The following is a 23,512-nucleotide window of genomic DNA, read 5'->3' on the forward strand; positions in this document are numbered from 1 at the left end:
ATGTCAGGCGACATCCTCCGTCTGCCAATCCTTACCCGGAATGGCGGCCAGAAGCGCCTTTGTGTAGTCGTGCTGCGGATCGCCGAACAGTTCCGCGGTCGGCCCGATTTCAACCACCTTGCCGTATTGCATCACCGCGACCCGGTCGCAGACCTGGGCGGCGACGCGCAGGTCGTGGGTAATGAAGACCATGGAAAGGTTCATCTGTTTGCGGATCTTGTCCAGCAGTTCCAGGATCTGCGCCTGGATTGACACATCCAAGGCCGAAACTGGTTCATCCGCGATCAGGATATCCGGTTCCAGCGCAAGCGCCCGGGCGATGCCGATACGCTGGCGCTGTCCACCGGAAAATTCGTGCGGGAAACGGTCGAAGGCGCTTTCCTCAAGCCCGACGATGGATATCAGTTCCTTCGCGCGCTTGTTTGCTTCTTCCTTGTCCACACCTTGCAGGATTGGCCCTTGGGCGATGATTTGCCCGACGCGTATGCGGGGGTTCAGCGAGGCGAAGGGGTCCTGAAAGACCATCTGCAACCGTCGCCGATGCGGACGCATATGCTTGCGGTCCAGTTTCGAAATTTCCTGGTCGCCGACATAGATTTCGCCGTCGTCGATATCCATCAGCCGGATCAGGCAACGCGCCATGGTGGACTTTCCGGACCCGCTTTCGCCCACAATGCCGAGTGTTTCCCCGCGATGGACTTCGATGCTGACATCGTTGACCGCATGAACCACGCGGTCCTTTTTGCCGAAAAGGCTGAAACCGCCGGTGCTGCCGAAGGTCTTGCGGACGCCATGCGCCGACAGGACGCTTTCCTTGGATTGCTCGCGCGCCGCGCGCGGCTTCAGTTTTGGAATGGCGGCGATCAACCCCTTGGTATACGGGTGTTGCGGGGCATTCAGGACCTCATGGACCGTACCCATTTCGACGAGTTTGCCGTATTGCATCACGGCCACGCGGTCGGCGATATCCGCCACCACGCCGAAATCATGGGTGATGAAGAGAACGCCGGTGTGATGCTGTTGCTGCAATTCCTTGATCAGCTTCAGGATCTGCGCCTGGGTGGTGACGTCCAAAGCCGTCGTCGGTTCGTCCGCGATCAGGATCTTTGGCTCCAAGGCCAAGGCCATGGCGATCATCGCCCGCTGACGCTGGCCGCCTGACAATTCATGCGGATAGGCGCGCATGATGCCTGCCGGGTCCGGCAGGTTCACATCAGTCAGCAATTGCAGTGCCCGCGCCGCGCGTTCCTTGGCAGGCATGCTGACATGAAAACGGAAGATTTCGTCGATCTGATCACCGATCCGCATGACCGGGTTCAGGGCCGTCATCGGTTCCTGAAAAATCATCGAGATCTCGTTGCCCCGAATGTCGCGCAGCCGTTCCGGCGTGACCTTCGTGGTGTCTTCACCCAGGAAATTGATCGCCCCATCGCCGACCCGCACCTTCGGGCCGGGCAGCAATCCCATCACGGCACGCGCGGTCAGGGATTTGCCTGACCCGCTTTCGCCCACGATGCAAAGCGTTTCGCCGGGGCTGAGGTCGATCGAGATATCCTCCACCGCATAGCGGCGATCCGCACCGTCCGGCAACAGGATCGAGAGGTTCTGGATATCGAGTAGTTTCTGGCTCGTGGTATCGCTCATTGGCGTTCCCTCAGGCGCGGGTTCAAGGCGTCATTCAGGCCTTCGCCGACAAGGTTGATGGCAAGGACAGTGACCAGGATCGCAATACCCGGGAAGGTACAGACCCACCAGGCAGACCGCAGCATCGTGCGGCCCGCGCCGATCTGGAAACCCCAACTCATGATGTTCGGATCCCCGAGGCCGAGGAAGGCCAGCCCGCTTTCGATCAGGATCGCGGTTGCGACCATCAGGGAACCGACGACGATAATCGGGCTGACGCAGTTCGGCAGTATTTCGCGCAGCATGATCTGAATGTCGCCCATGCCCAAGGTGTGGCAGGCCTGAACGAATTCCCGGTTCTTCAGCGCCAGAAACTCACCGCGCACCAGCCGGGCGACGCCCGGCCAAGAGACGACCGTGATGGCGATGACGATACTTTCGATTGACGGTTTCATGATCGCGACAAGCAGGATGGCGAAGACGAAGGATGGGATCGTCTGGAACATCTCGGTAACGCGCATCAGAGCATCGTCGATCTTGCCGCCGTAATAGCCGGACAAGGCGCCGAAGATGACGCCGATGAAGACCGCGGCCACGGTCGCGACAAGGCCGATCATGATCGAGGTTTTCGCGCCATGGGCGATACCCGACGCCACGTCACGGCCAAGCGAGTCGCTGCCCAGTAGGAAGCCGCTCGTGCCCGGAGGCGCCAACGGCTTGCCGGCGAGGCGGAACGGGTCGTCCGGGTAAAAGGCGCCGGCGAACAACGCCATCAGGATGACGAGCGCCAGGATGAACATACCGAGGACGGCCTGACGGTTGCGGGCAAAACGTTTCCAGAAGCTCATTATGCCACCTCAATACGCGGGTCGAGGAAGCTGTAAATCACGTCCACGATCAGATTTACGACGACGACCAGGACCGATGAAATCATGAAAATTCCCAGCAGCAGGTTGAGGTCCCGTGCGAACAAGGACTCGAAGGCGAGCATGCCCAGCCCCGGCCAGGCGAAGACCGATTCCACGATGACCGACCCGCCGATCAGCGCGCCGACCTGCACACCGGCCATGGTGACGACGGGCAGCAAGGCGTTGCGCAAGACGTGGACAAAGGTGATCCGGCGCTCGGTGAGCCCCTTTGCCTTCGCGGTCACGACATAGTCTTGGCCGTATTGTTCAAGCATCGAGGCCCGCATCATCCGCGTGTAAAGTGCGAGATAGAACAGCGAGAGTGTGATGGTCGGCAGAACCAGGTGATGGGCGATATCCCAGACGCGGTCCCAGCCTTCATAGAAGGCCGCGATGTTTTCCATACCGCTCGTCGGGAACCAACCGAGATTGATCGAGAAGACGACGATCATCATCAGCCCCACCCAGAACAATGGCGTGGCGTAGGTAATCAGCGCGAAGATCGAAATCGCGGTGTCTTTCCAGGTGTTCAGGTTGATCGCCGCCAGCAGGCCCAGAAGGATGCCGAACCCGACAGCAGTCAGGATCGTGCAGGTCATCAGCAGCAGGGTCGGCCAGAAGCGGTCCAAAATCAGTTGCGCGACCGGCATGTCGTGCCGGAAGGAATAACCCAGGTCCAGCAAGGCCACATTCTTCAAATAGACCATCAACTGGACGGGCAGGGGCTGATCCAGGCCGAATTTGGCCCGCAGCTCGGCCATATATTCCGGCGTTGCTGACCCGGCTTCCCCGGCGAGAACGTCAACCGCGTCGCCTTCCGCCATGTTCAAAAGGAAGAAATTCAATACGATGATCGCGATGATGATCGGTATGCCTTGCATAAGGCGCCGAAGCACATAGCGCAGAATTTTCGTGGATCGGTTCATAGTTGAGAAACAGCCCCGTTCAGGCCCCAGTCAGGCACGGATTATCGTTATCGTGAACGCTTCGGAATACTGGAATGCGGGTGAGGGGGACGCCGTGCCGAAACACGGCGTCCCCTTCAATCCGTAGAACTTACTCTTCGAGCCAACCTTCAGAGAAAGAGCCGTAGGGACCCATCGCGGAGCCGTACACACCCTTAAGCTTCGTGTTGTAGACCGTGAGGAACTGCATTTCGAACAGGTTCACGACCGGCATGTCTTCAGCCAGGATCTCCTGCACGTCCTCATAAATCGCGGAACGCTTGGCGGCGTCCGGCTCTTTCGCGCCGGCATCCAGAAGCGCGTCGAGCTTCGGATTGCTGTAGCGCGAGGAGTTCACGAAATGCGTACCCTGACGGATCTGGTCCGTGCCGTAGTGACGGTGGACGCCCAGAACCGGATCGGGAAGCTGGTAGAAGTAGTTCAGGTTCATGACGAAGTCGTAGTTGTGATAAACACGCTTCAACCAAGTCGGAACGTCTTCATAGCGCAGTTCGATTTCGATGCCGATATCGCCCAATGCCTGCTTCAGGTATTCCCCGGCACGGCGCCAGTCTTCGCCGTAGGGAATGACATCCAAGATCGCCTTCATGCGAACGCCGTCGCCGTCCGGCTTGTAGCCAGCGTCGTCGAGGATCTTCTTAGCGGCTTCAACGTCACCCGCTGCCGGATAGTTCGGCATCGGCTTGTACAGATCCGTCGCCGCGAAGCTGCTGGACAGGGCGCTGGAGGCCGGTTTTCCGTAACCGAAGAAGATCGTGTCGATCATGAACTGACGGTCGATGGCATTGGAAATCGCACGGCGGACGGCCGGATCGGTGAACGGGCCTTCCTTGGTGTTGAATTCCAACAGGGCCATCGGGTTGATCATCGAGTAACCATCGGTGGTTACGCTGATGTCGTCACGATCCCGCAGGCGAACGGCGTCGATGTTCGGGATACCGTTATAGCCGGTATACAGAACTTCGCCGTTTTCCATGGCGGCGGTCCGGGTGGAGGCATCCGGGATGAAGCGGGCAACGACACGCTCCACATGCGGCAGGCCTTCTTTCCAATAGTCCTCGTTCTTGTCGAGGCGGATATATTGGCCCTTCTTCCATTCCGTGAACTTGTACGGACCGGTGCCGATCGGGTTGTTGGCCAAGTCGGCGCTTTTGATGTCGGTGCCTTCCAGAAGGTGCTTTGGAACCATCGGGGATTCATAACCCGAAAGGGCGCGCAGCATGTACGGCGCCGGATTCTTCAGGTGGAACACGGCCGTGGTGTCATCAGGCGTGTCGATGCTTTCGACCTCACGGAAGGAATTCGGACCGCGCGGGTGAACTTTTGACAGGACTTCCATCACACTGAATTTCACATCAGCTGAGGTGAAGGGCGTTCCATCGTGCCAGACGACGCCATCCTGCAAGGTGAATGTCACGGTTTTGCCATCGGCGCTGACATCAACGCTTTTCGCCAGGACCGGTATCATCTTGCCTTCGGTGTCGTAGTCGAAGAGTCCTTCATAGATCTTCGGCGCGACCAGGCCGATCGGGCCCGACGTGGAAACGTAAGATGCCAGGGTGGGCGGTTCCGGTTGAGCCAGATAGACCAGCGTCCCGCCGTCTGTTTGTGCAAGTGCGGTAAAGCTGCTTGCGATGATTGAGGATGCCAACACGGCACCCTGAATAAGCCTTTTCATAACGACGCTACCCCTTGTGTTACAGCGAAGCGGGAAGCGTCAGAGAAATAACTGGGAGTGTCAATTAGTTTCAGAAAAAACATGCAAAACAGGGAATTCTAAAGTACGTAAACGGTTACTTCGTTACCTTGAATTACTTATGATTATACTAGGCTATACTTACCCGAATACTTCAGCACGATATTCCAAAATGCCATTCGAAAAATCAACACATGAAATGTGTAAAATAAAAAATGCTGCGTTAAATCAACACATGAAATGTGTAAAATAAAAAATGCTGCGTTGCACAAATTTACGCAGAGTCAAATTCTTTATTCACAATGGATCGATAAAGACCGAAGTCAACACACATGGTGCGACGACCCGTAGCAGGGATTCGCAGCGCGGAAGGGATGGTCTGCGCATGACAGTGGCCCGACGATGCCGCATTGTGCCGTTGAAGAAAAGCGGGCGGATCACGCCCTTGATAGTGAGACGGAGGAAACATGAGCGACGATAGGATTTCCGCATTGCCGGTGCCGGCGCCCGGCGACCTGGACGCGGATTTGCAGAAGTATTTCAAGATTTGCGAGGAAAAGCTTGGCTTGGTGCCGAACGTATTGCGCACCTATGCGTTCAAACCGAATCGTCTTCGCCGCTTCATCGACATGTATAACGAGATCATGTTGAGCGACGACAGCCCGCTGACCAAGCTGGAGCGAGAGATGATCGCTGTAACCGTTTCATCCTGCAACCGTTGCTTTTATTGCCTTGTCGCGCATGGTCAGCAGGTGCGTGCCCTGTCGGGCGACCCGGTATTGGGTGAGCATATAGCCCTTAACTACCGCACCGCACGCCTTGAACCGCGCCAGCGCGCCATGCTGGACTATGCTTGGAAACTGACCGACACCCCGAACGACATCGGGGAAGCGGACCGCGCGGCTCTGAGGGAAGCCGGATTTGACGATTCAGCGATTTGGGATATCACGGAAACCGCGTCCTTCTTCAACTATACCAATCGTATGGCGCATGGTGTGGAGATGATGCCGAATACGGAATACCACGGCATGGACCGATAGGACCGGGAGTAGAGGAAAATCATGACGACCTATACGGATGGATGGGGCAACGACTGGACGGCCGCCTCGACGGACGCTGTCGCGGGACTGCAGAAAACGGTTTTGAACTATCTCGGCATGAGCGTTGAGACCGGGGACAGCCTTAAAGACACATTCGGGTTGGACCCGGCGATGCCAATGGCGCATGTGCTTAAAGGCTATTTCGGCAAGTTCTTTGCCGCTGAGAAAATGGAGGCAATGGCCGTGGGCGCCTTGGCCGACGCCGAGCGCGTCGCGGCCGAGGGATCCGTCACGCCGCAGGAGGCCCGGCATATCGCGGCGCTTGCGGCCTGGATTCGCGGCGACATGGAAGGCGCTATTGCCGCCTGGGAAGCCATCTTGCTGGACCATCCCCTGGACGTCATGGCGACGAAGCTGGTGCAGTATTGCCAATTCTATCTGGGCGACGGGACGGCGATGCGGAACAGTTTGGCCCGCGTTATGTTCGCCTGGAACGAAACCCTGCCCGGGTATGGCTTCATTCTCGGCTCCTATGCTTTCGCGTTGGAAGAGTCCGGCGTTTACGACAAGGCGGAGGTCACGGGCAGGCGCTCGGTCGAGATCAATCCCGCCGACGCCTGGGGGGCACATGCCACCGCCCATGTTCTGGAAATGCAGTGCCGTTCGGCGGAAGGCGAGGCGTTTCTCTCGGCGTTGGAACCGCATTGGGGCAAGATCCACAACTTCAAGCATCACGCGCAATGGCACCGGGCGCTCTTCATGCTGGATTTGGGTCGTTATCAGGACTGCCTCGCGCATTACGACGCGAAGGTTTGGACCGACATCGCCGGCGACTATCTCGATATCTCGAACGGTGTGGCGCTGCTCTGGCGGTTGCAGGAAGAAGGCGTGGATGTCGGCAACCGCTGGCGCGTCTTGGCCGATATGTCCGCCGCGCGGACCGAGGAGCACAAACTCGCCTTTGCCGATGCTCATTTCATGGCGGCGCTTTTAAATGCGGGCGACCGCGAAAAGGCGGAAACGATGCGGACCTCGATGGAGCGTTATTCCCACAAGCAGGAGACACAGTCCCGGATCACCCGCGAAGTCGGCCTGGCCATTGCGGATGCCTTCCTGGCGATTGACGCCGGCAAACCCGGCGATGCGGTCGACAAGCTTTATCCCGTGCGTGAGAAGGTTCGCCTTTTGGGGGGCAGTCATGCGCAGCGCGATTTCTTCGACCGCTTGCTGGTCCGTGCAGCGCTTTCCGCCGGGCGGCATACAGAAGCCCGCCATGTCTTGTCGGAACGTTTGGAAAACCGGCCGGGCTCGCGCTGGAACTGGTCCCGTCTGGCCAATCTGGAAGCCTCGGAAAGCAATGCCGCCGCCGCGGCGCAGGCACAGGCGAGGGCAGATGCCTTGATGGCGGCGTAAGCATTACGATATCAGAGGTCTGCCGGAAACGGATCAGGCAATAGTGGCCCAGTCGAAAGGGCCGAATGAAAAGGATTTGCTATGCGGGCGATAGGCCGTTTTTTCATGTGGCTTTTGGCCGGCATCGGGTTCCTGACGATGGCGTCGGTCGTGGCGGGCATCGTTTTTCTGGTCACGCAAAGCCCTCAGCAGGCGACCGTGCCGGAACGCGCGGTTCTGTGGCTGGATCTTAATCAGCCGGTCGTCGAAAAGCCGGTTCAGACGCTTTTCGGCAAAACGGACGGCCTCACCATGATAGACATGGTCGCCGCCCTGGACCGCGCGCGAACGGACGACCGGATTAAGGGTGTGGTCGCCGTCATGGGCGGCGCACCGATCAGCATGGCGCAGGCCCAGGAACTCGCGGACGCCATCAGGGCCTTTCGCGCGTCCGGCAAATTCACGCTCGCCTATGCGGAGGATCTCGGCTCGGTCTGGAACGGGACGGTCGACTATCTTCTGGCGGGCGCCTTCGAGGAATTATGGCTTCAGCCTTCGGGCGGGGTCGGGGTTGCGGGGCTTGCGCTGGAAACCCCGTTCTTCCGCGGTGCTTTCGAGAAGATTGGCGTGTCGCCGCAATTCGAACAGCGTCATGAATACAAGGGCGGGATCGATCCTTTCGTCGAAACCGGCATGACGCCTGCGATCCGGGAATCGTACCACAGGTTGCTCGGCAGTTGGACGGACCAGCTTCGGGCAGCCTATTTGGAAGACGGCCGTCTTGCGAAATCCAGTTCCATAGAAGTGCTGTTCAACGGTGGTCCCTATTTGGCGAAAGAGGCCTTGGCGTTGGGCTTGGTCGACAAGTTGGCTTATTGGGACGAGGTGGAAGCCTTTCTGGATGACCGCCTTGGCCCGGAATCGGACTCCGTGTCGCCGGCGCAGTACAATCTGGCCGTCGCCGCGGAAATGAGTTTGCCGCCGGACGCACCGCGGATTGCGCTGGTCTACGGCGAGGGGGCCATCATGCCGGACCAACCGGGCGGGAATGCCTTGTTCGGTGCGCGCGGTTTCTCACCCTATGACGTCGCGGACGCGCTGGCCGATGCGCGGGAAGATGACAACATCGACGCCGTAGTGTTCCGCGTCGACAGTCCCGGCGGCGCTTACGGCCCGTCGGATGCGGTTTGGCGGGAAGTCGCAAGGCTGCGGGAAGCCGGCAAGCCGGTCATCGCGGTGATGGGATCCGTCGCGGCAAGTGGCGGCTACTTCGTTTCAATGCAGGCCGACAGGGTTCTGGCCCTGCCGGGCACGATTACCGGATCGATCGGGGTTTATTCCGGCAAGTTCGCGACCATGGGGCTTTGGGAAAAACTCGGTGTGCGGTGGGAACGCGTCCGGGTCGGACAGAATGCGGCGATCTGGAGCGGCATTTCCGAATTCTCCCAGAGCGAGCGGGAACGATTCCGCGCCGGCGTCGATTTCGTCTATGAGGATTTCACCCAGAAAGTGGCCGCGGCGCGTGGCTTGTCGGCCGGGTCGTTGGACGCGGCGGCGCGGGGGCGGATTTGGACCGGCAGGGATGCGATGAAGGTGGGGTTGATCGACGGGTTCGGCGGCTTGCTGGAAGCGATCGCCCAGGCCAAGGAAATGGCCGGGTTCGACCGGTCGGTGGAAGCGGAGATTGTGATTTTGCCGCATGAACCGACGCCGGTCGAACGACTTGAGGAGATCGTGGAGGGCGGCGATCCTTTCGCCCAGGTTTCCGCGCTCTTCTCCGCGCCGGATTTAGTCGGTGTGCTCGGCTTCCGCGGCCTGAACACTTTCGGGCTGCCGCCGATTCCGGTCGATGGAGTGTCGGCCCATATGCCCGCCTTCAGACTCGCCCGATAGACAAGCCATGGACAAACCAGGGGAAGGGCCATGACGGAAGACGATTTCCTGAAAACGATGGATGGTGATGCGCCGCCGTCCGAGTGGTCTTTGCCGCTGCAGGCTTTGTGGTGGGACGGTAAGGGCGATTGGGAAAAGGCGCATTCCTGCGCCCAGGACGCTTCTGATTCGGACGGATCCTGGGTGCATGCGTATCTTCACCGTGTGGAAGGCGACCTGGGGAACGCGGGTTACTGGTATCGGCGCGCCGGTAAGCCCGCCCATTCTGGTGCACTGCAACAAGAATGGCGTGAAATTGTCGGTCATCTACTGGCGCAAAGCTGAGCGAAAGCCCAATATTCCCTTCTATATATGGATTTCCATTAGCACGAGGGGGCAGGCATGGGTGAACTGATTGAAATTCCGGCACGCGGGGGCAAGGCCGTACGGGTGAAAAAGGGCCAAGCCCTTAAGATGATCAACACGCATGGTCACCAGGTCGTAGATACCTGGGCGTTCAACGCTGAAGACCTGACCGAGTTCATGTCGATGGAGCATCTGCGGGCGATGCTGGGAACGATTTTTCCGAAACAGGGCGACAGTCTCTATACCAATCAGCGCCGTCCGATCCTGGTGATGGAGGAAGATACCTCGCCGGGCATTCATGACACCTTGATGGCGTCTTGCGACGTCCATCGTTACCGGCTGCTCGGCTGTACCGAGTATCACGAGAACTGCACCGATAACCTTGCCGCTAGCATGAAGGAATTGGGACTGGTTGCGCCGGAAACGCCGGCGCCGCTGAACATGTGGATGAATATTCCCGTCGCGGACGGGGGCGCCACCAGTTGGGAAGCGCCTGTATCGAAGGCGGGCGACCATGTTTTGCTGCGGGCGCAGATGGATTGCATCGTGGCGATGTCCGCCTGCCCGCAAGACATTATTCCGGTCAATGCCGGAAACCCCGTTGAGGCGCATTTCGAAGTTCTGGATTAAGCGGTCGACCAACACGCCGCTTGGGCGGGTTTTGGGCCCGGCTAGGACGCCGGGCCATTATTGACCTTTACGTAAACGTAAACTATGTTCTGCGGCATCTTGGCACCCTGAATTGGGCGATGGGAAATCGCGAAACGCCTTGGACGGGGCCGGGTTCCGGCGCATATTGGGCTGGCGCATAAGAACCAGATGCGACGGCAACTTTGTCGGGATGTCCGCCAGTGGAAGTCCCGCCGGCGAGAAAACCAACGGTCGCGGTAAACGACGGCCGGATACAGTTTGCCCCTCGCGGGCCTGTTACAGATGACTGTGATGGCCCTCGGCAAAACCTGGGGCACCCGAAATGGGACTGAAAACAGGGAGAGTACAATGCCGACACTGCTGTTAACCGGAGCGAGCCGCGGGATCGGCCGGGAATTGCTCAATAAATACAAGCAGGATGGATGGACCGTCATCGCGGCTTGCCGGGACCCCGGTGCTGTCGGCGATATCGGCGCCGACCGGGTGCTGCCGCTGGAGGTTACCTCGGAAGACAGCATCCGGGCCCTGAAAGACACTCTTGGCGATTTGCCGATCGATGTGCTTTGGAACAATGCCGGCGTGTACCTGGACAAGGGCATGGGCCTGGAGGAAACCGCTGCGGATCTGTGGTCCGAAACCTTCGCGGTCAATACCATCGCGCCGCTTCGCATAGCCAATGCCTTCGCAGCGAACGTGGCCGATTCCGAGAAAAAAACCATGGCATTTACGTCCAGCCGAATGGGATCGATCGGTGATCTCGGCGGGGCGTCCAGCGCCTATGCTTATCGTTCTTCCAAGACTGCACTGAACATGGCGGCTGCCATCCTGGCGAACGATTTGCGCCCAACCGGTGTGAAGACGGTCGTGCTGCATCCCGGCTGGGTCCGCACCGACATGGGCGGCCCATCGGCGGATATCGATACGGAAACCAGTGCCGGCGGCATGAAAAAGGTCGTCGATAGCCTGACCGACGCGCAATCCGGCGGGTTCTTCAATTACGACGGAAAGTCCTGGCCTTGGTGAGGATGCAAGCCGCAACGGTGCAAAGCCGGTCTTAACGGGAGAGAGCTTCTATGTTGCTCACTGAAGAACAACAGATGATCACGGACATGGCGCGCGACTTCGCGGCCAACGAGCTGCAACCGAATTCCCCGACATGGGACAAGGAGCACAAATTCCCCGCCGAGGCTTTGGCGAAGATGGGCGAGCTCGGTCTGATGGGCATGCTGGCGCCGGTGGAATATGACGGCGCGGGAACGGATACGGTTTCTTATGCATCGGCACTGGAACAGATTGCCTGGGGCGACGGTTCCTGCTCGACGATCATGAGCGTTCACAACTCGGTCGGTTACATGCCGATCCTGCGCTACGGCACGGAAGAGCAGAAGCAGCGTTTCGTTCCGCCCATGGCGCGCGGTGAAAGTATCGGCGCATTCTGTTTGACCGAACCGCATGCGGGGTCGGACGCTTCGGCGATCCGGACGCGGGCGAAGAAAAGCGGGAATAAATGGGTCCTGAACGGGGCCAAGCAGTTTATCACGTCGGGCAGCAACGCCAAGGTCGCCATCGTCTTCGCGGTCACGGACCCGGATGCGGGCAAGAAGGGCATCACCGCCTTCATCGCGCCGACGGACACGGCCGGTTACACCGTGGCCAGCGTCGAAAACAAACTGGGTCAGAATGCCTCGGATACCTGCCAGATCGTCTTCGAAGACATGGAGCTTACGCCGGACCTGATGCTGGGTGAGGAAGGGCAGGGCTATAAGATCGCCCTGTCGAACCTGGAAGGCGGGCGGATCGGTATCGGGTCCCAGGCCGTCGGCATGGCGCAGGCGGCGCTCGATCACGCGATTGCCTATGCCAAGGATCGGGTCAGCATGGGTAAGCCGATCATTGAACATCAGGCGGTCGGCTTTCGTCTGGCCGAAGCGGCGACAAAGCTTGCTGCCGCGCGGCAAATGGTGCTGCACGCCGCGGCCCTGCGCGACGCTGGAAAGCCCTGCTTGACGGAAGCCTCGATGGCGAAGCTGCTGGCCTCAGATACGGCCGAGCTGGTTGTGTCGGACGCGCTTCAAACCTTGGGTGGGGTCGGGTATTTGAACGACTATCCCATCGAACAGATTTACCGGGATGTCCGCGTGACGCGGATCTATGAAGGCACCAGCGACATCCAAAAACTGGTCATCGCCCGGTCATTGGCGGCTTAACGCGCGCGAACAGTACATATTTTTACTTGTGGGGATTGGAGAGACAGTGGGGTCGACAGTAGACAAGGGGCCGATTAACGCTTTGATCGCGGGGTTCAAGGGGTTTCGCGCGATAAACTATGAAAAGCAGGCGAGCAGTTTATTGGCCAAATTGGCGCGCGAGGGGCAGAGCCCCAAGGTGCTGTTGATCGCGTGTTCCGATTCCCGCGTTGACCCGGCTATTCTGTTCTCAGCCACGCCCGGGGAGTTGTTCGTTGTTCGCGTCGTCGCGGCGCTCGTTCCCCCCTATAAGCCGAACGCTGATTTTCACGGGGTCAGTGCGGCATTGGAATTCGCCATCCGGGACCTTGAAGTCGAGCATGTCGTGGTGCTCGGACATGCCTATTGCGGTGGTATCCGCGCCCTGAAGACCATGGAGGACGGCGTCGTCCAGGATCGTGAGTTCATCGGCCCCTGGGTGTCCATGGCGGACCAAGCGGTCGGCAGCATTCCGCTATCGGACCCGCCTTGTCGGCATGAACAGGCGGCCGTCCGTTATTCAACGCAGAACCTTCTGACCTTCCCTTGGCTGAAAGAGAAGGTGGATAACGGTCAGATCGAATTGCATTCATGGTGGTTCGATCTGGATGAAGGGCACTTGCTGGCGGACGTGCCGGGCGAGGAAGATTTTGTACAACTGGTTTAAGCCGGCCAACGGTATTTGGGAGGATGTATGAGTAAGCAACCGATTGAGTTCTATTTCGATTTTTCCAGCCCCTTCGCGTATATCGGATCGGAGCTGATCGAGGCGGCGGCGGAGCGCCAGGGCGTGGACATCAAATGGCGTCCGTTCCTGATCGGCGCAGCCTTCAAGGCGGTTGGCTCCAAGCCCCTGCTGCACGCCCCGCTGAAAGGGGACTATTCCAAGCGGGATATGGAGCGTACCGCCCGCAAGCACGGCATTCCCTTCATCCTGCCGGACGTGATGAGTTTGAAGACCGTGCCGGCGTCGCGCGCCGTCTATTGGGCGGAAGTCAATGCACCGGACAAACTTCCGGCCTTGGTCCATGCGGTCTTTCGCCATGCCTTTGCGGAAGACAAGGACTATTCCGATCCGGAAACGGTCGCGGATTTGGCGGCCGGCGTCGGTATCGATCCAGATGCCGTTCTGGCCGGTATGCAGGATCAGGCGATAAAGGACCGCTTGCGGGATGAGGTTGAGCGCGGCCTGGAACGGGGCGTGTTCGGAACGCCGATGTTCTTCCACGGCGATGAGCCGTTCTGGGGCGTCGATCATCTTCCCGATTTGGAACGCTGGATCGAAACTGGCGGCTGGTGAGGAAATACAGTGGCAGTCCTGAAGACGAGTGTGAACCTGCGCGGTGACGAGGCCAAGGCCAACGCCGCCGCGATGACGGACCTGATCGGCGACCTTGAGGACAAGGTCGCGAAGATCAAATTGGGGGGCGGCAAGCGTGCGCGTGAACGCCATGTCGGCCGCGGCAAGTTGTTGCCTCGGGACCGTGTGCGCACCTTGTTGGATCCAGGGGCGCCGTTTCTCGAATTCTCTCAACTGGCGGCCCATGAGGTTTATGACGATGACGTGCCGGGCGGCGGTGTCATCACCGGTATCGGTCGGGTATCGGGCCAGGAATGTTTGATTGTCGTGAACGATGCCACGGTGAAGGGCGGTACTTATTACCCGATCACCGTAAAGAAACATGTTCGCGCGCTGGAAATCGCCGAGCAGAACCATCTGCCTTGCATCTATCTGGTGGATTCCGGCGGCGCCAATTTGCCGAACCAGGACGAGGTCTTCCCAGACCGCGATCATTTCGGCCGTATTTTTTACAGCCAGGCGAATATGTCCGCGAAGGGTATCCCTCAGATCGCCGCGGTCATGGGGTCGTGCACGGCGGGCGGGGCCTATGTGCCGGCCATGTCGGATGAAAGCATCATCGTGCGAAACCAGGGAACGATTTTCCTGGGCGGGCCGCCGCTTGTGAAGGCGGCGACCGGTGAGGTCGTCTCGGCAGAGGATTTGGGCGGGGCGGATACGCATTCACGTATTTCGGGCGTCACGGACCATTACGCTGAAAACGATCACCATGCCCTTGCCATCGTCCGGCAGATTGTCGGCAACTTGAACCGCGCGAAACCCGCGCAGGTCAAAGTGAAGGCGCCCGTGGCCCCGGCTTACGACCCGGCGGAAATCTACAACGTCATTCCGGCGGACGCGCGCAAACCCTATGACGTGCGGGAAGTGATCGCGCGGATCGTCGACGGGTCCGAATTCGATGAATTCAAACACCTTTATGGAACCACCTTGGTCTGCGGCTTCGCGCATATCTGGGGCTATCCCGTCGGCATCGTCGCCAATAACGGCATCCTGTTTTCTGAGTCCTCGTTGAAGGGCGCGCACTTTGTCGAACTGTGCTCGCAGCGGAAGATCCCCCTGGTCTTCCTTCAGAACATCACCGGTTTCATGGTCGGCCGGAAATACGAGGCGGGCGGCATCGCCAAGGACGGCGCAAAGTTGGTGACGGCCGTTGCGACCACGCAGGTGCCGAAGTTCACCGTCATCATCGGCGGTTCTTTCGGGGCCGGGAATTATGGCATGTGCGGCCGGGCCTATTCACCGCGCATGCTCTATATGTGGCCGAATGCCCGAATTTCGGTAATGGGCGGGGAACAGGCCGCGAACGTGCTAGCGACAGTGCGTGAGGACGGCATGGCCCGTAAGGACGAGACTTGGACGGCGGAGGAACGGGAAGCCTTCATGGACCCGGTTCGCAAGCAATACGAACACCAGGGCCATCCCTATTATGCGTCCGCGCGTGTTTGGGATGACGGCGTGATCGATCCGAAGGAAACGCGGAACGTGCTGGGTCTTTCTCTATCGGCCGCGCTCAATGCGCCGATCCCGGATCCACGCTTCAGCGTTTTCCGCATGTAATTCTCGCGGGCCCATGGGTTCGCCAAATCTGGAACAGCAAAAGTCATGACCGACCAATCAAGAAAATACCGGGTGAGGAAGGCGGGATATGCCGATGGGGCTGTCACGGAAATCGTGCTGACCAATCCGGACAAGCATAATTGCTTCGATGACGAATTGATCGAAGGCCTGACCGGCGCCTTCATGCTGGTCTCGGATGACCCGGAAACCCGTGTCGTTGTTCTGCGCGCCGAAGGCAAAAGCTTTTCCGCCGGCGCGGATTTGAACTGGATGAAGCGGATGGCGGAAAATGACGAAGCCGCCAATATCAAGGATGCCGAAGCGCTGGCCGGCATGTTGCAGATGATCAATGCCTGTCCCAAGCCGGTGATCGGATTGGTGCAGGGAGCGGCCTTCGGCGGCGGGGTCGGGCTGGCGGCAGCCTGCGATATCGCCATCGCGACGGAACGCGCTTCCTTCAGCCTGTCTGAAGTAAAACTGGGTATCATTCCGTCGGCGATTTCACCCTATGTCATCGCGGCAATCGGTCAGCGTGCGGCGCGACGCTATTTCCTGACGGCCGAACGTTTCGATGCGGCGGAAGCGCATCGCATCGGACTTGTTCATGAAGTGGTTGCCGATGCGGATGCGCTCGACGCGCGGGGCCAGGCTCTGGCGGAAGCGATCTGTGCGAACGGCCCGAACGCGGTCGCCGAATCCAAGGATCTGATTTTCGCCGTCGACCGGCCGTGGAGCTGGGATGTGCATAAGGACACGGCCCGGCGCATCGCGCGGGTGCGGGCATCGGCCGAAGGCAAGGAAGGCGTTTCCGCCTTTTTGGAAAAGCGGCCGGCAGCCTGGCTGTCATCCGGTTGTGCGAAAGGGTAGGCGCATGTTCGACAAAATCCTGATTGCAAACCGGGGCGAAATCGCCTGCCGCGTCATCCGCACCGCCAAAGCGCTGGGCGTGCGGACGGTGGCTGTCTATTCCGACGCGGATGCGACGGCCCAGCATGTCCTGTTGGCGGACGAAGCCGTTCATATCGGCCCACCCGCGGCGCGAGAGTCTTATCTGGTCACGGACAAGATCCTGGAAGCCTGCCGCCGCACCGGCGCCCAGGCGGTCCATCCGGGCTATGGGTTCCTGTCGGAAAATGCCGACTTCGCCCGCGCGCTGGAACAGGCCGGCATCGCTTTCATCGGGCCGCCGGCTTCGGCCATCGACGCGATGGGCTCAAAGTCCGGCGCGAAGACGATCATGGAAAAGGCGAATGTGCCGCTGGTGCCCGGTTATCACGGGGATGAGCAGGATGCCGAATTCCTGGCGAAGGAAGCCGACCGCATCGGTTATCCCGTCCTGATCAAGGCGTCGGCCGGCGGTGGCGGGAAGGGGATGCGTCTGGTCGAGGACCCGGCGGCGTTCGCAGATGCGCTGGCGTCATGCCGGCGAGAATCGGCAGCCTCATTCGGGGATGACAAGGTGCTGGTAGAACGGTTCGTGACCCGTCCTCGGCACATCGAAATACAGGTCTTCGCCGACAGTCAGGGCAATGCGGTTCATTTGTTTGAACGCGACTGCTCTCTGCAGCGGCGGCACCAGAAGGTAATCGAGGAAAGCCCGGCGCCCTTCATGTCGGAAGAGCTGCGGGCGCGGATGGGCGCGGCGGCGACGGAAGCCGCGAAGGCGATCGGCTATGTCGGCGCTGGTACGGTGGAGTTCATCGTGGAGTCGCGGGAAGACGGCAGGCCGGGTGAATTCTTCTTCATGGAAATGAATACACGGCTGCAGGTCGAACATCCGGTGACCGAAATGGTGACCGGGCAGGACCTCGTCGAATGGCAGTTGCGTGTCGCCGCCGGTGCGCCCCTGCCGCTAGGGCAGGATGACATCACCCTTTCAGGCCATGCTTTCGAAGCCAGGCTTTATGCGGAAGACCCTGCCAACGACTTCCTGCCCTCGACCGGAAAGCTCGCCCGGTTCCGCACGCCTGAAACCGGCGCGCATGTCCGTATCGATTCCGGCGTGATGGAAGGGGATACGGTTTCCGTCCATTACGATCCGATGATTGCCAAGGTGATCACCTGGGATCGGGACCGCGGTGCCGCGCTGCAGCGTCTTCGCCGCGCGCTGGAGGAAACCGAACTTGCCGGGCTGACCAGCAATCGGGATTTCCTGATCGCGCTATGCCGGGATGAGGAATTCGCTTCGGGCCGCGTTGATACCGGACTGATTGGACGAAACCGGGACAGCCTCGTGCCGGCGGAAGAAGGGCCGGATGCCAAGGTCATTGCGCTTGCCGCCCTGAATGAGTTGAAGGCGCGGGAGGTGGAAACCGCGCGCCAGGCGGCATCGGGAAGTGACCCGCACTCCCCTTGGTCAGTCCTGCATGGCTGGCGTTTGAACGACATCAGCCATGTCGATCTGGTTTTTAAGCAGGGCGACCGTGACTACCCGACCGTTTGTAAATACGTCATCGGCGGGGGATACGAGATTTCCTCACCCGCCGGAACGGTTTCCGCCGATGCGGAACTGGATGGCGACGGCCGCTTGCATGCGGTCATCGACGGTGCGCGCCTGACCGCGACGGTTGCCGCCGTCGGTCAGGACCGCGTGGTCATCCTGCCGGGTCGGACACACCGTATCCTGCTGCACGACCCGATGGCCGGGGCGGGGGATACCGATGGGGGCACAGGGAAACTCACCGCCCCCATGCCGGGCAAGGTCACGGCCGTCTTCGTCAAAAAGGGCGACAAGGTGGAAGCCGGAACGGCGCTGATGATCCTGGAAGCGATGAAGATGGAACATACCATCGCCGCACCGGTGGACGGCGTTCTGGCGGAGGTCCATTTTCAGGAAGGCGAGCAGGTCGATGAAGGTGTCGCGCTTGTGGCTTTCGAGGAATAACGAGTAGCTGCCCGGCTGTTTGATCTGCGCTGTTTGAACTGGGCTGTTTCACTGGGGTAGGAGGGTTTCGATGGCATTGCCTGATTTCGTCAAAATAGTTGAGGTAGGTCCGCGCGACGGATTGCAGAACGAAAAGGCCGCCGTTTCCACGGAACAAAAGGTCCGCCTGATCGATATGCTGTCGGAGACGGGCCTGAAGGTGATCGAATCTGGTGCTTTCGTCTCCCCGAAATGGGTGCCGCAGATGGCCGACTCTGCCGAGGTCATGGCGCGGATCGGCCGGAAACCGGACATTTCCTATCCCGTGCTGGCGCCGAACCTGAAGGGTTTGGAGGGTGCGCTGGCGGCCCAGGCCGAGGAAATCGCCATCTTCGGCGCTGCCTCTGAAAGCTTCTCGAAAAGGAACATCAACAAATCGATCGCCGAAAGCCTGGATGCTTTCCGGCCCGTGGCGGAGAAGGCCTTGGCGGAAGGGCTCCGGGTCCGCGGTTATATTTCCTGCGTTCTGGGCTGTCCCTATGAAGGGCGCATAGACCCGACGGTGGTCGCGGAAGTCTCACGCGAATTGAAATCCATGGGGTGCTACGAAATTTCCTTGGGCGACACGATCGGGACCGGCACGCCGGAAGAGGCGCGCCGGATGATTGCGGCCGTCGCGGAATACGTGCCGATCGAGGAAATAGGCGTGCATTTTCACGACACCTACGGTCAGGCGCTCGCCAACCTCTACGCCTGCCTGGAAATGGGCGTCGCGGTTGCCGACGCATCGGTCGCCGGCCTCGGTGGCTGCCCATACGCCAAAGGGGCGACGGGGAATGTCGCGACCGAAGACGTGCTCTATATGTTGCAGGGCTGCGGCATAGGGACGGGCGTGGATCTCACCAAGGTGATGGCGGCCGGACGCTTCATATCCGACGTCATCGGCCGCCCGCCGGTCTCCCGGGTCCACCGCGCCTTGATGGCGAAGGACGCCGCTTAGGGACATTACCGCCCCAAAGTAGCCACAATCGGGCCCAATTCCCGCCCTTATTCCGTGCAACTGTCTGGTCGCGCGGGGAGGCGGTGTGCCCAATCCTGTTCGAATCCCACGCGTGATGACGGGCCGATCGGCCTCAACACTCTGGGAGACAGTTGAACATGACCTTACCGCAATTCCTGGCACGAATAGGGGCCGTTACCGCGCCGCTCGTCGCCATCGCCGTTCTGTTGGCTGTGTCGGCCTGTGAGACGGCCCCGGTCGCCTCTGGAGGACCGGTGCAGCAGAAGAGCGCCCCTGTGGCACTCCAAAGCGCCTCGAGCGCCTTGGCCCCTCAGGCGGAACCGCCCGTTGTCGGGCAACATCCGGAATTCCGTCGCAACGAGGTGAAACTGGTCGGTGACGCGCCGTACTCCACCTTCTCGATGGAAGTTGATACGGCTGCCTATAGCGTCGTCCGGCGCTACCTGCGCGGCAGTACGATGCCGCCACCCGATGCGGTGCGGATAGAGGAAATGCTGAACTATTTCGACTATTCCTACCCGGTGCCCGACCAGGCTGAAGACGGGCTACACCCAACCCTGTCGCTGTTTCCATCACCCTGGAAGAAAGATTGGGCAATGCTGCGGATCGGCGTGAAAGCCTGGGCCCCGCGGCCCGGTGAGCGCAAACCGCTGAACCTGGTCCTTTTGCTGGACGTTTCCGGGTCGATGAGTGGGCCCGACAGGCTGGAACTGGTTCAGAACAGCATGCCGATCCTCTTCAAAGGTTTGGGCGCTGAGGACCGTGTCGCGCTTGTAACCTATTCGAATGATGTGGAGGTTCGACAGGAGCCGACGACGGATCATGCGAAACTTTTGCGGGAGATCGCGTCCCTGCAGGCGGATGGCGGGACGGCCGGGGCCGCCGCCTTGCAGACCGCCTATGGCCTTGCCGAAGAATATCTGAGTGAAGACCGCGAGAACCGGGTGCTGTTGCTGACCGATGGCGATTTCAATGTCGGCATCACCGACCCGCGCAGTTTCCGAAATTTCGTGGCGGAAAAACGGGATACCGGGATCGGCCTTTCGGTCCTCGGCCTCGGCGCGGGCAACTTCAACGATAGCCTGGTCCAGACGCTCGTTCAGGCCGGCAACGGCACGGCCGCCTATATAGACGACGGTGCGGAAGCGCAGCGGCTGTTCCGGGATGGCGGCGCAGGGCTGCTCTATACCGTTGCGGCGGACGTAAAGGTGCAGGTCGAATTCAACCCGGACCGGATCGCGGCCTACCGCCTGGTCGGCTATGAAACACGCGCTTTGAACACGCAGGACTTTCTGGACGAAAAGAAGGATGCGGGCGAAGTCGGCGCGGGCCATGCGGTGACGGCCCTTTATGAGGTGCTGCCGGTGGAGGCTGCGGGTAAATACCTTCCCACGCCGCGCTATTCCGGCAATGCACCGCCGGCCGCTGCCGCGGGATCGCTACAGAACGAATGGGCCCTGGTGAAGCTTGCCTATAAGAGCAAGGTCAACGGCGATCAGGTCGTGACGACCGCGGTCGCGACGCCGGATATGCTGATCCCGGCGGACGGTCTGTCGGCAGACGATTCGCTCGCCGCCGCCGTTGCGGCCTTTGGCGGAAAACTTCGGAAAGAGGAAGAGCTGTCGGATTTCTCCTATGAAGCGATCCGGCGTCTGGTGCAAACGGCGCGGCGGCACGACCCGGATGGATCGCGCGCGGAATTGCTGCAACTGGTGAAGGCGGCTGAGGCGCTGGACGGGTAGGGGGTGCATCTTCAACAGCCCCCAGAGTGGAATCGCTCTTTACTCCTTTGAACTCGTCAAACTGGGGCGTGCCGCTCATTCCGGCGGTACGCCCTGTCTTTTTCAAGGGGACTTGCCGCACCCGTTTGCATGGTCCAGATAGCCTGTATGCCGCTTCATATTCGAAAGCTCTGCGTCGGCGCCGTTTCGGTGGAAGACCTCAAGGAATGGCAGGACGAACGCCTCGCCCAACGGGGTTCGATCGGCCATGTCACGCGCATGTGGCCGAAACGACAGGACGAGGTCCTCGACGGCGGCTCTCTCTATTGGATCATCAAGGGTGTCATGCGGGTGCGGCAGCGCATCGTCGGGTTCGAGGAATGGCCCTCGGACGACCCCGAGGAAAAGCCGAAATGCCGCTTGGTGCTGGAACCCGAGCTGGTTCTGACGGAGCCTTGGCCGCACCGCCCGTTCCAGGGCTGGCGCTATCTGAAGCCCGAGGAAGCGCCGCCCGATTTGGGCGAGCGTGACGGCAATGGCGATATGCCCCCGGCACTGGCCGCGGAACTGCGCGCAATTGGTGCGTGGTAAGGGGCGCACGGAACCGGAAAAATCATATAATTTTTGGAGTGTTTTATGCAGGACGCACCCACATTGCAGGAAATCGAAGCGGCGTTGGCGCAGGTCAAGGGACGTGTGATTGAAACGCCGGTGGTGGCGCTCGCCTCCGATAAGCTGGTCGACTACCTGCCCGATGGGGCCAGGGTCACAGCCAAGCTGGAATTGTTCCAGCAGGCGGGCTCATTCAAGGCCCGCGGCGCGCTGATCAATGTAGATGCCCTGTCGGCGGATCAGAAGAAAGCCGGCGTGACCGCGGTCAGCGCGGGCAATCATGCGCTGGCGACCGCCTGGGCCGCCAAGCGCGGCGGTGTCCACGCCAAGGTCGTGATGATGGACTTTGCCGACCCGGTTCGGATCGAGGGTTGCCGCGCCATGGGGGCGGAGGTGGTCCTGGTGCCCGATATCCACACCGCCTTCTCGGAGGTGGAGAGGATCAAGGAGGAGGAGGGGAGGAGCTTCATCCATCCCTTCGAAGGCAAACTCACCGCACTCGGTACGGCGACTTGCGGGTTGGAGTTCATCCGCCAGGTGGCGGATATGGAGGCCGTGGTGATCCCGGTCGGCGGCGGCGGGTTGATTGCGGGCATGTCGCGCGCGATCAAGCTCGTGAACCCCGACTGCGCGGTGTATGGCGTCGAACCCTTTGGGGCGGATTCGATGTATCGCAGTTTTGCGTCCGGCAAGGCGGAGGCCTTGGAGAAGGTGGAGACGATCGCGGATTCCCTGGGGGCGCCGATGGCGCTGCCCTACAGTTTCGACCTGACCCACAACCATGTGGACGAGATCGTCCGGATCGAGGATGCGGAAATGCTGAAGGCGGGGACATTGCTGTTCGACGCTTTGAAGCTGGCGCTGGAGCCGGCGGGCGCGGCGGCAACGGCCGCCACGATGGGCCCGCTGCGCGACCGCTTGGCCGGGAAGCGCGTCGGCGTCATTGTTTGCGGCAGCAATATCGGGGAGGCGAAGGCGGCCGATCTGATCGCAAAGGGGCGCACTTTGCTGGGCTGAGGGTTACGATTCCGTGAAACCCGTCCTCTCGCTTAGCTAATTACCGCAGACGAAATTGGGGTCGGCGGCTGGCGTGAGGCGCAAGACCGCAGAAATCCGCGGGGGCGAGAATTTTTTGCTTTTTTGTTAATTTTTTCTCTTGCGCTGTCCGGCCCCGCGGCATACATCACAGCCCGTCGACGCGGACGGAAACACCGGCCGCACGGCGCGGCTCCCAGACCAGTCCAAATGGTTGCAGAGGAGCCAACATCACTATACAATCCAAGGCTTGCGCCGGTCCCGAATCGGATCGGTGCCTTGTCGCCGGGTTTCAGCGGTGATGCGTTTTTGGACAATTGAATATGATAATGGAAGGGATGCCTGGGCGGCGTGTCTTCTGGGTCTGGGGCTTCGGTTCTGGGTTTGGATGGTGCGATATAAAGTCGTCTAGGTGTCTTATGCCAATGCAAGTAATTCGGCCAAGTTTCTTGTGGAGCTTGGAATGATTGTGAGTATGGAATAGACGCTTGGAATGTGGAGTATTTGGACCTTTTGGTTTGAATATCTCTGTCTGAACTTGAGAGTTTGATCCTGGCTCAGAACGAACGCTGGCGGCAGGCCTAACACATGCAAGTCGAGCGAGA

General features: G+C 60.1%; 20 protein-coding genes and 1 rRNA gene. 17 read left to right on the forward strand and 4 right to left on the reverse strand.

Annotated features, from left to right (window positions below; all coding sequences use genetic code 11):
* Positions 1–3 precede the first annotated feature (3 nt).
* The 4 genes from EOI86_RS24235 to EOI86_RS24250 all read right to left on the reverse strand — a co-directional run bounded on the left by EOI86_RS24235 (position 4) and on the right by EOI86_RS24250 (position 5,174).
* A complete protein-coding gene (locus EOI86_RS24235; protein ID WP_127768251.1) occupies positions 4–1,644 on the reverse strand; it encodes an ABC transporter ATP-binding protein in 1,641 nt (546 codons plus the stop codon).
* On the reverse strand, positions 1,641–2,471 hold the full coding sequence (locus tag EOI86_RS24240) for an ABC transporter permease (RefSeq protein WP_193555810.1): 831 nt from the start codon (positions 2,469–2,471) through the stop codon (positions 1,641–1,643). The genes EOI86_RS24235 and EOI86_RS24240 overlap by 4 nt, the downstream gene beginning before the upstream one ends.
* Positions 2,471–3,457 (reverse strand): ABC transporter permease, encoded by a 987-nt coding sequence (locus tag EOI86_RS24245; protein WP_127768253.1) that lies wholly within the window; start codon positions 3,455–3,457, stop codon positions 2,471–2,473. The genes EOI86_RS24240 and EOI86_RS24245 overlap by 1 nt, the downstream gene beginning before the upstream one ends.
* Positions 3,458–3,587: 130 nt before the next feature.
* Complete coding sequence (locus tag EOI86_RS24250; protein ID WP_127768254.1) at positions 3,588–5,174, reverse strand: ABC transporter substrate-binding protein; 1,587 nt, start codon at positions 5,172–5,174, stop codon at positions 3,588–3,590.
* A 485-nt stretch (positions 5,175–5,659) separates the two neighbouring features.
* Between EOI86_RS24250 and EOI86_RS24255 the strand changes: the two genes are divergently transcribed.
* The 17 genes from EOI86_RS24255 to EOI86_RS24335 form a co-directional block, all read left to right on the forward strand.
* Positions 5,660–6,232: a peroxidase-related enzyme gene (locus EOI86_RS24255; protein ID WP_127768255.1), complete on the forward strand. Its 573-nt coding sequence runs from the start codon at positions 5,660–5,662 to the stop codon at positions 6,230–6,232.
* A 21-nt stretch (positions 6,233–6,253) separates the two neighbouring features.
* A complete protein-coding gene (locus tag EOI86_RS24260) occupies positions 6,254–7,645 on the forward strand; it encodes a tetratricopeptide repeat protein (RefSeq protein WP_127768256.1) in 1,392 nt (463 codons plus the stop codon).
* Between the two features lie 81 nt (positions 7,646–7,726).
* Entirely contained in the window at positions 7,727–9,517 is a 1,791-nt protein-coding gene (gene sppA / locus EOI86_RS24265; RefSeq protein WP_127768257.1) for a signal peptide peptidase SppA, read from the forward strand.
* Positions 9,518–9,547: 30 nt separating this feature from the next.
* The gene (locus EOI86_RS24270; RefSeq protein ID WP_127768258.1) at positions 9,548–9,841 is read left to right on the forward strand and encodes a hypothetical protein; all 294 of its coding nucleotides are present in this window, start codon (positions 9,548–9,550) and stop codon (positions 9,839–9,841) included.
* Positions 9,842–9,898: 57 nt separating this feature from the next.
* Positions 9,899–10,492 carry a DUF1989 domain-containing protein gene (locus EOI86_RS24275; protein WP_127768259.1) on the forward strand — a complete coding sequence of 198 codons (594 nt, stop codon included), beginning with the start codon at positions 9,899–9,901 and terminating at the stop codon, positions 10,490–10,492.
* Between the two features lie 369 nt (positions 10,493–10,861).
* Complete coding sequence (locus EOI86_RS24280; RefSeq protein ID WP_127768260.1) at positions 10,862–11,536, forward strand: SDR family oxidoreductase; 675 nt, start codon at positions 10,862–10,864, stop codon at positions 11,534–11,536.
* 50 nt (positions 11,537–11,586) lie between these two features.
* On the forward strand, positions 11,587–12,720 hold the full coding sequence (locus EOI86_RS24285) for an acyl-CoA dehydrogenase family protein (protein ID WP_127768261.1): 1,134 nt from the start codon (positions 11,587–11,589) through the stop codon (positions 12,718–12,720).
* 46 nt (positions 12,721–12,766) lie between these two features.
* Positions 12,767–13,405, forward strand: coding sequence for a carbonic anhydrase (locus EOI86_RS24290; RefSeq protein ID WP_240035798.1), 639 nt, complete (start codon positions 12,767–12,769; stop codon positions 13,403–13,405).
* 27 nt (positions 13,406–13,432) lie between these two features.
* On the forward strand, positions 13,433–14,038 hold the full coding sequence (locus EOI86_RS24295; protein ID WP_127768263.1) for a 2-hydroxychromene-2-carboxylate isomerase: 606 nt from the start codon (positions 13,433–13,435) through the stop codon (positions 14,036–14,038).
* A gap of 9 nt (positions 14,039–14,047) precedes the next feature.
* The gene (locus tag EOI86_RS24300) at positions 14,048–15,655 is read left to right on the forward strand and encodes a carboxyl transferase domain-containing protein (protein ID WP_127768264.1); all 1,608 of its coding nucleotides are present in this window, start codon (positions 14,048–14,050) and stop codon (positions 15,653–15,655) included.
* Between the two features lie 45 nt (positions 15,656–15,700).
* Complete coding sequence (locus EOI86_RS24305) at positions 15,701–16,522, forward strand: enoyl-CoA hydratase/isomerase family protein (RefSeq protein ID WP_127768265.1); 822 nt, start codon at positions 15,701–15,703, stop codon at positions 16,520–16,522.
* A gap of 4 nt (positions 16,523–16,526) precedes the next feature.
* A complete protein-coding gene (locus tag EOI86_RS24310) occupies positions 16,527–18,539 on the forward strand; it encodes an acetyl/propionyl/methylcrotonyl-CoA carboxylase subunit alpha (RefSeq protein ID WP_127768266.1) in 2,013 nt (670 codons plus the stop codon).
* A 70-nt stretch (positions 18,540–18,609) separates the two neighbouring features.
* Positions 18,610–19,518, forward strand: a complete 909-nt coding sequence (locus tag EOI86_RS24315) for a hydroxymethylglutaryl-CoA lyase (RefSeq protein WP_127768267.1) — start codon at positions 18,610–18,612, stop codon at positions 19,516–19,518.
* Between the two features lie 158 nt (positions 19,519–19,676).
* Positions 19,677–21,281 carry a vWA domain-containing protein gene (locus tag EOI86_RS24320; protein ID WP_127768268.1) on the forward strand — a complete coding sequence of 535 codons (1,605 nt, stop codon included), beginning with the start codon at positions 19,677–19,679 and terminating at the stop codon, positions 21,279–21,281.
* 147 nt (positions 21,282–21,428) lie between these two features.
* A complete protein-coding gene (locus EOI86_RS24325) occupies positions 21,429–21,851 on the forward strand; it encodes a DUF1489 family protein (RefSeq protein WP_127768269.1) in 423 nt (140 codons plus the stop codon).
* A gap of 45 nt (positions 21,852–21,896) precedes the next feature.
* Complete coding sequence (locus tag EOI86_RS24330; protein WP_127768270.1) at positions 21,897–22,889, forward strand: threonine ammonia-lyase; 993 nt, start codon at positions 21,897–21,899, stop codon at positions 22,887–22,889.
* Positions 22,890–23,441: 552 nt separating this feature from the next.
* Positions 23,442–23,512 (forward strand): 16S ribosomal RNA (locus EOI86_RS24335); the annotation flags it as partial.

This window comes from Hwanghaeella grinnelliae (assembly GCF_004005845.1).
GTDB lineage: Bacteria > Pseudomonadota > Alphaproteobacteria > UBA8366 > Aestuariispiraceae > Hwanghaeella > Hwanghaeella grinnelliae.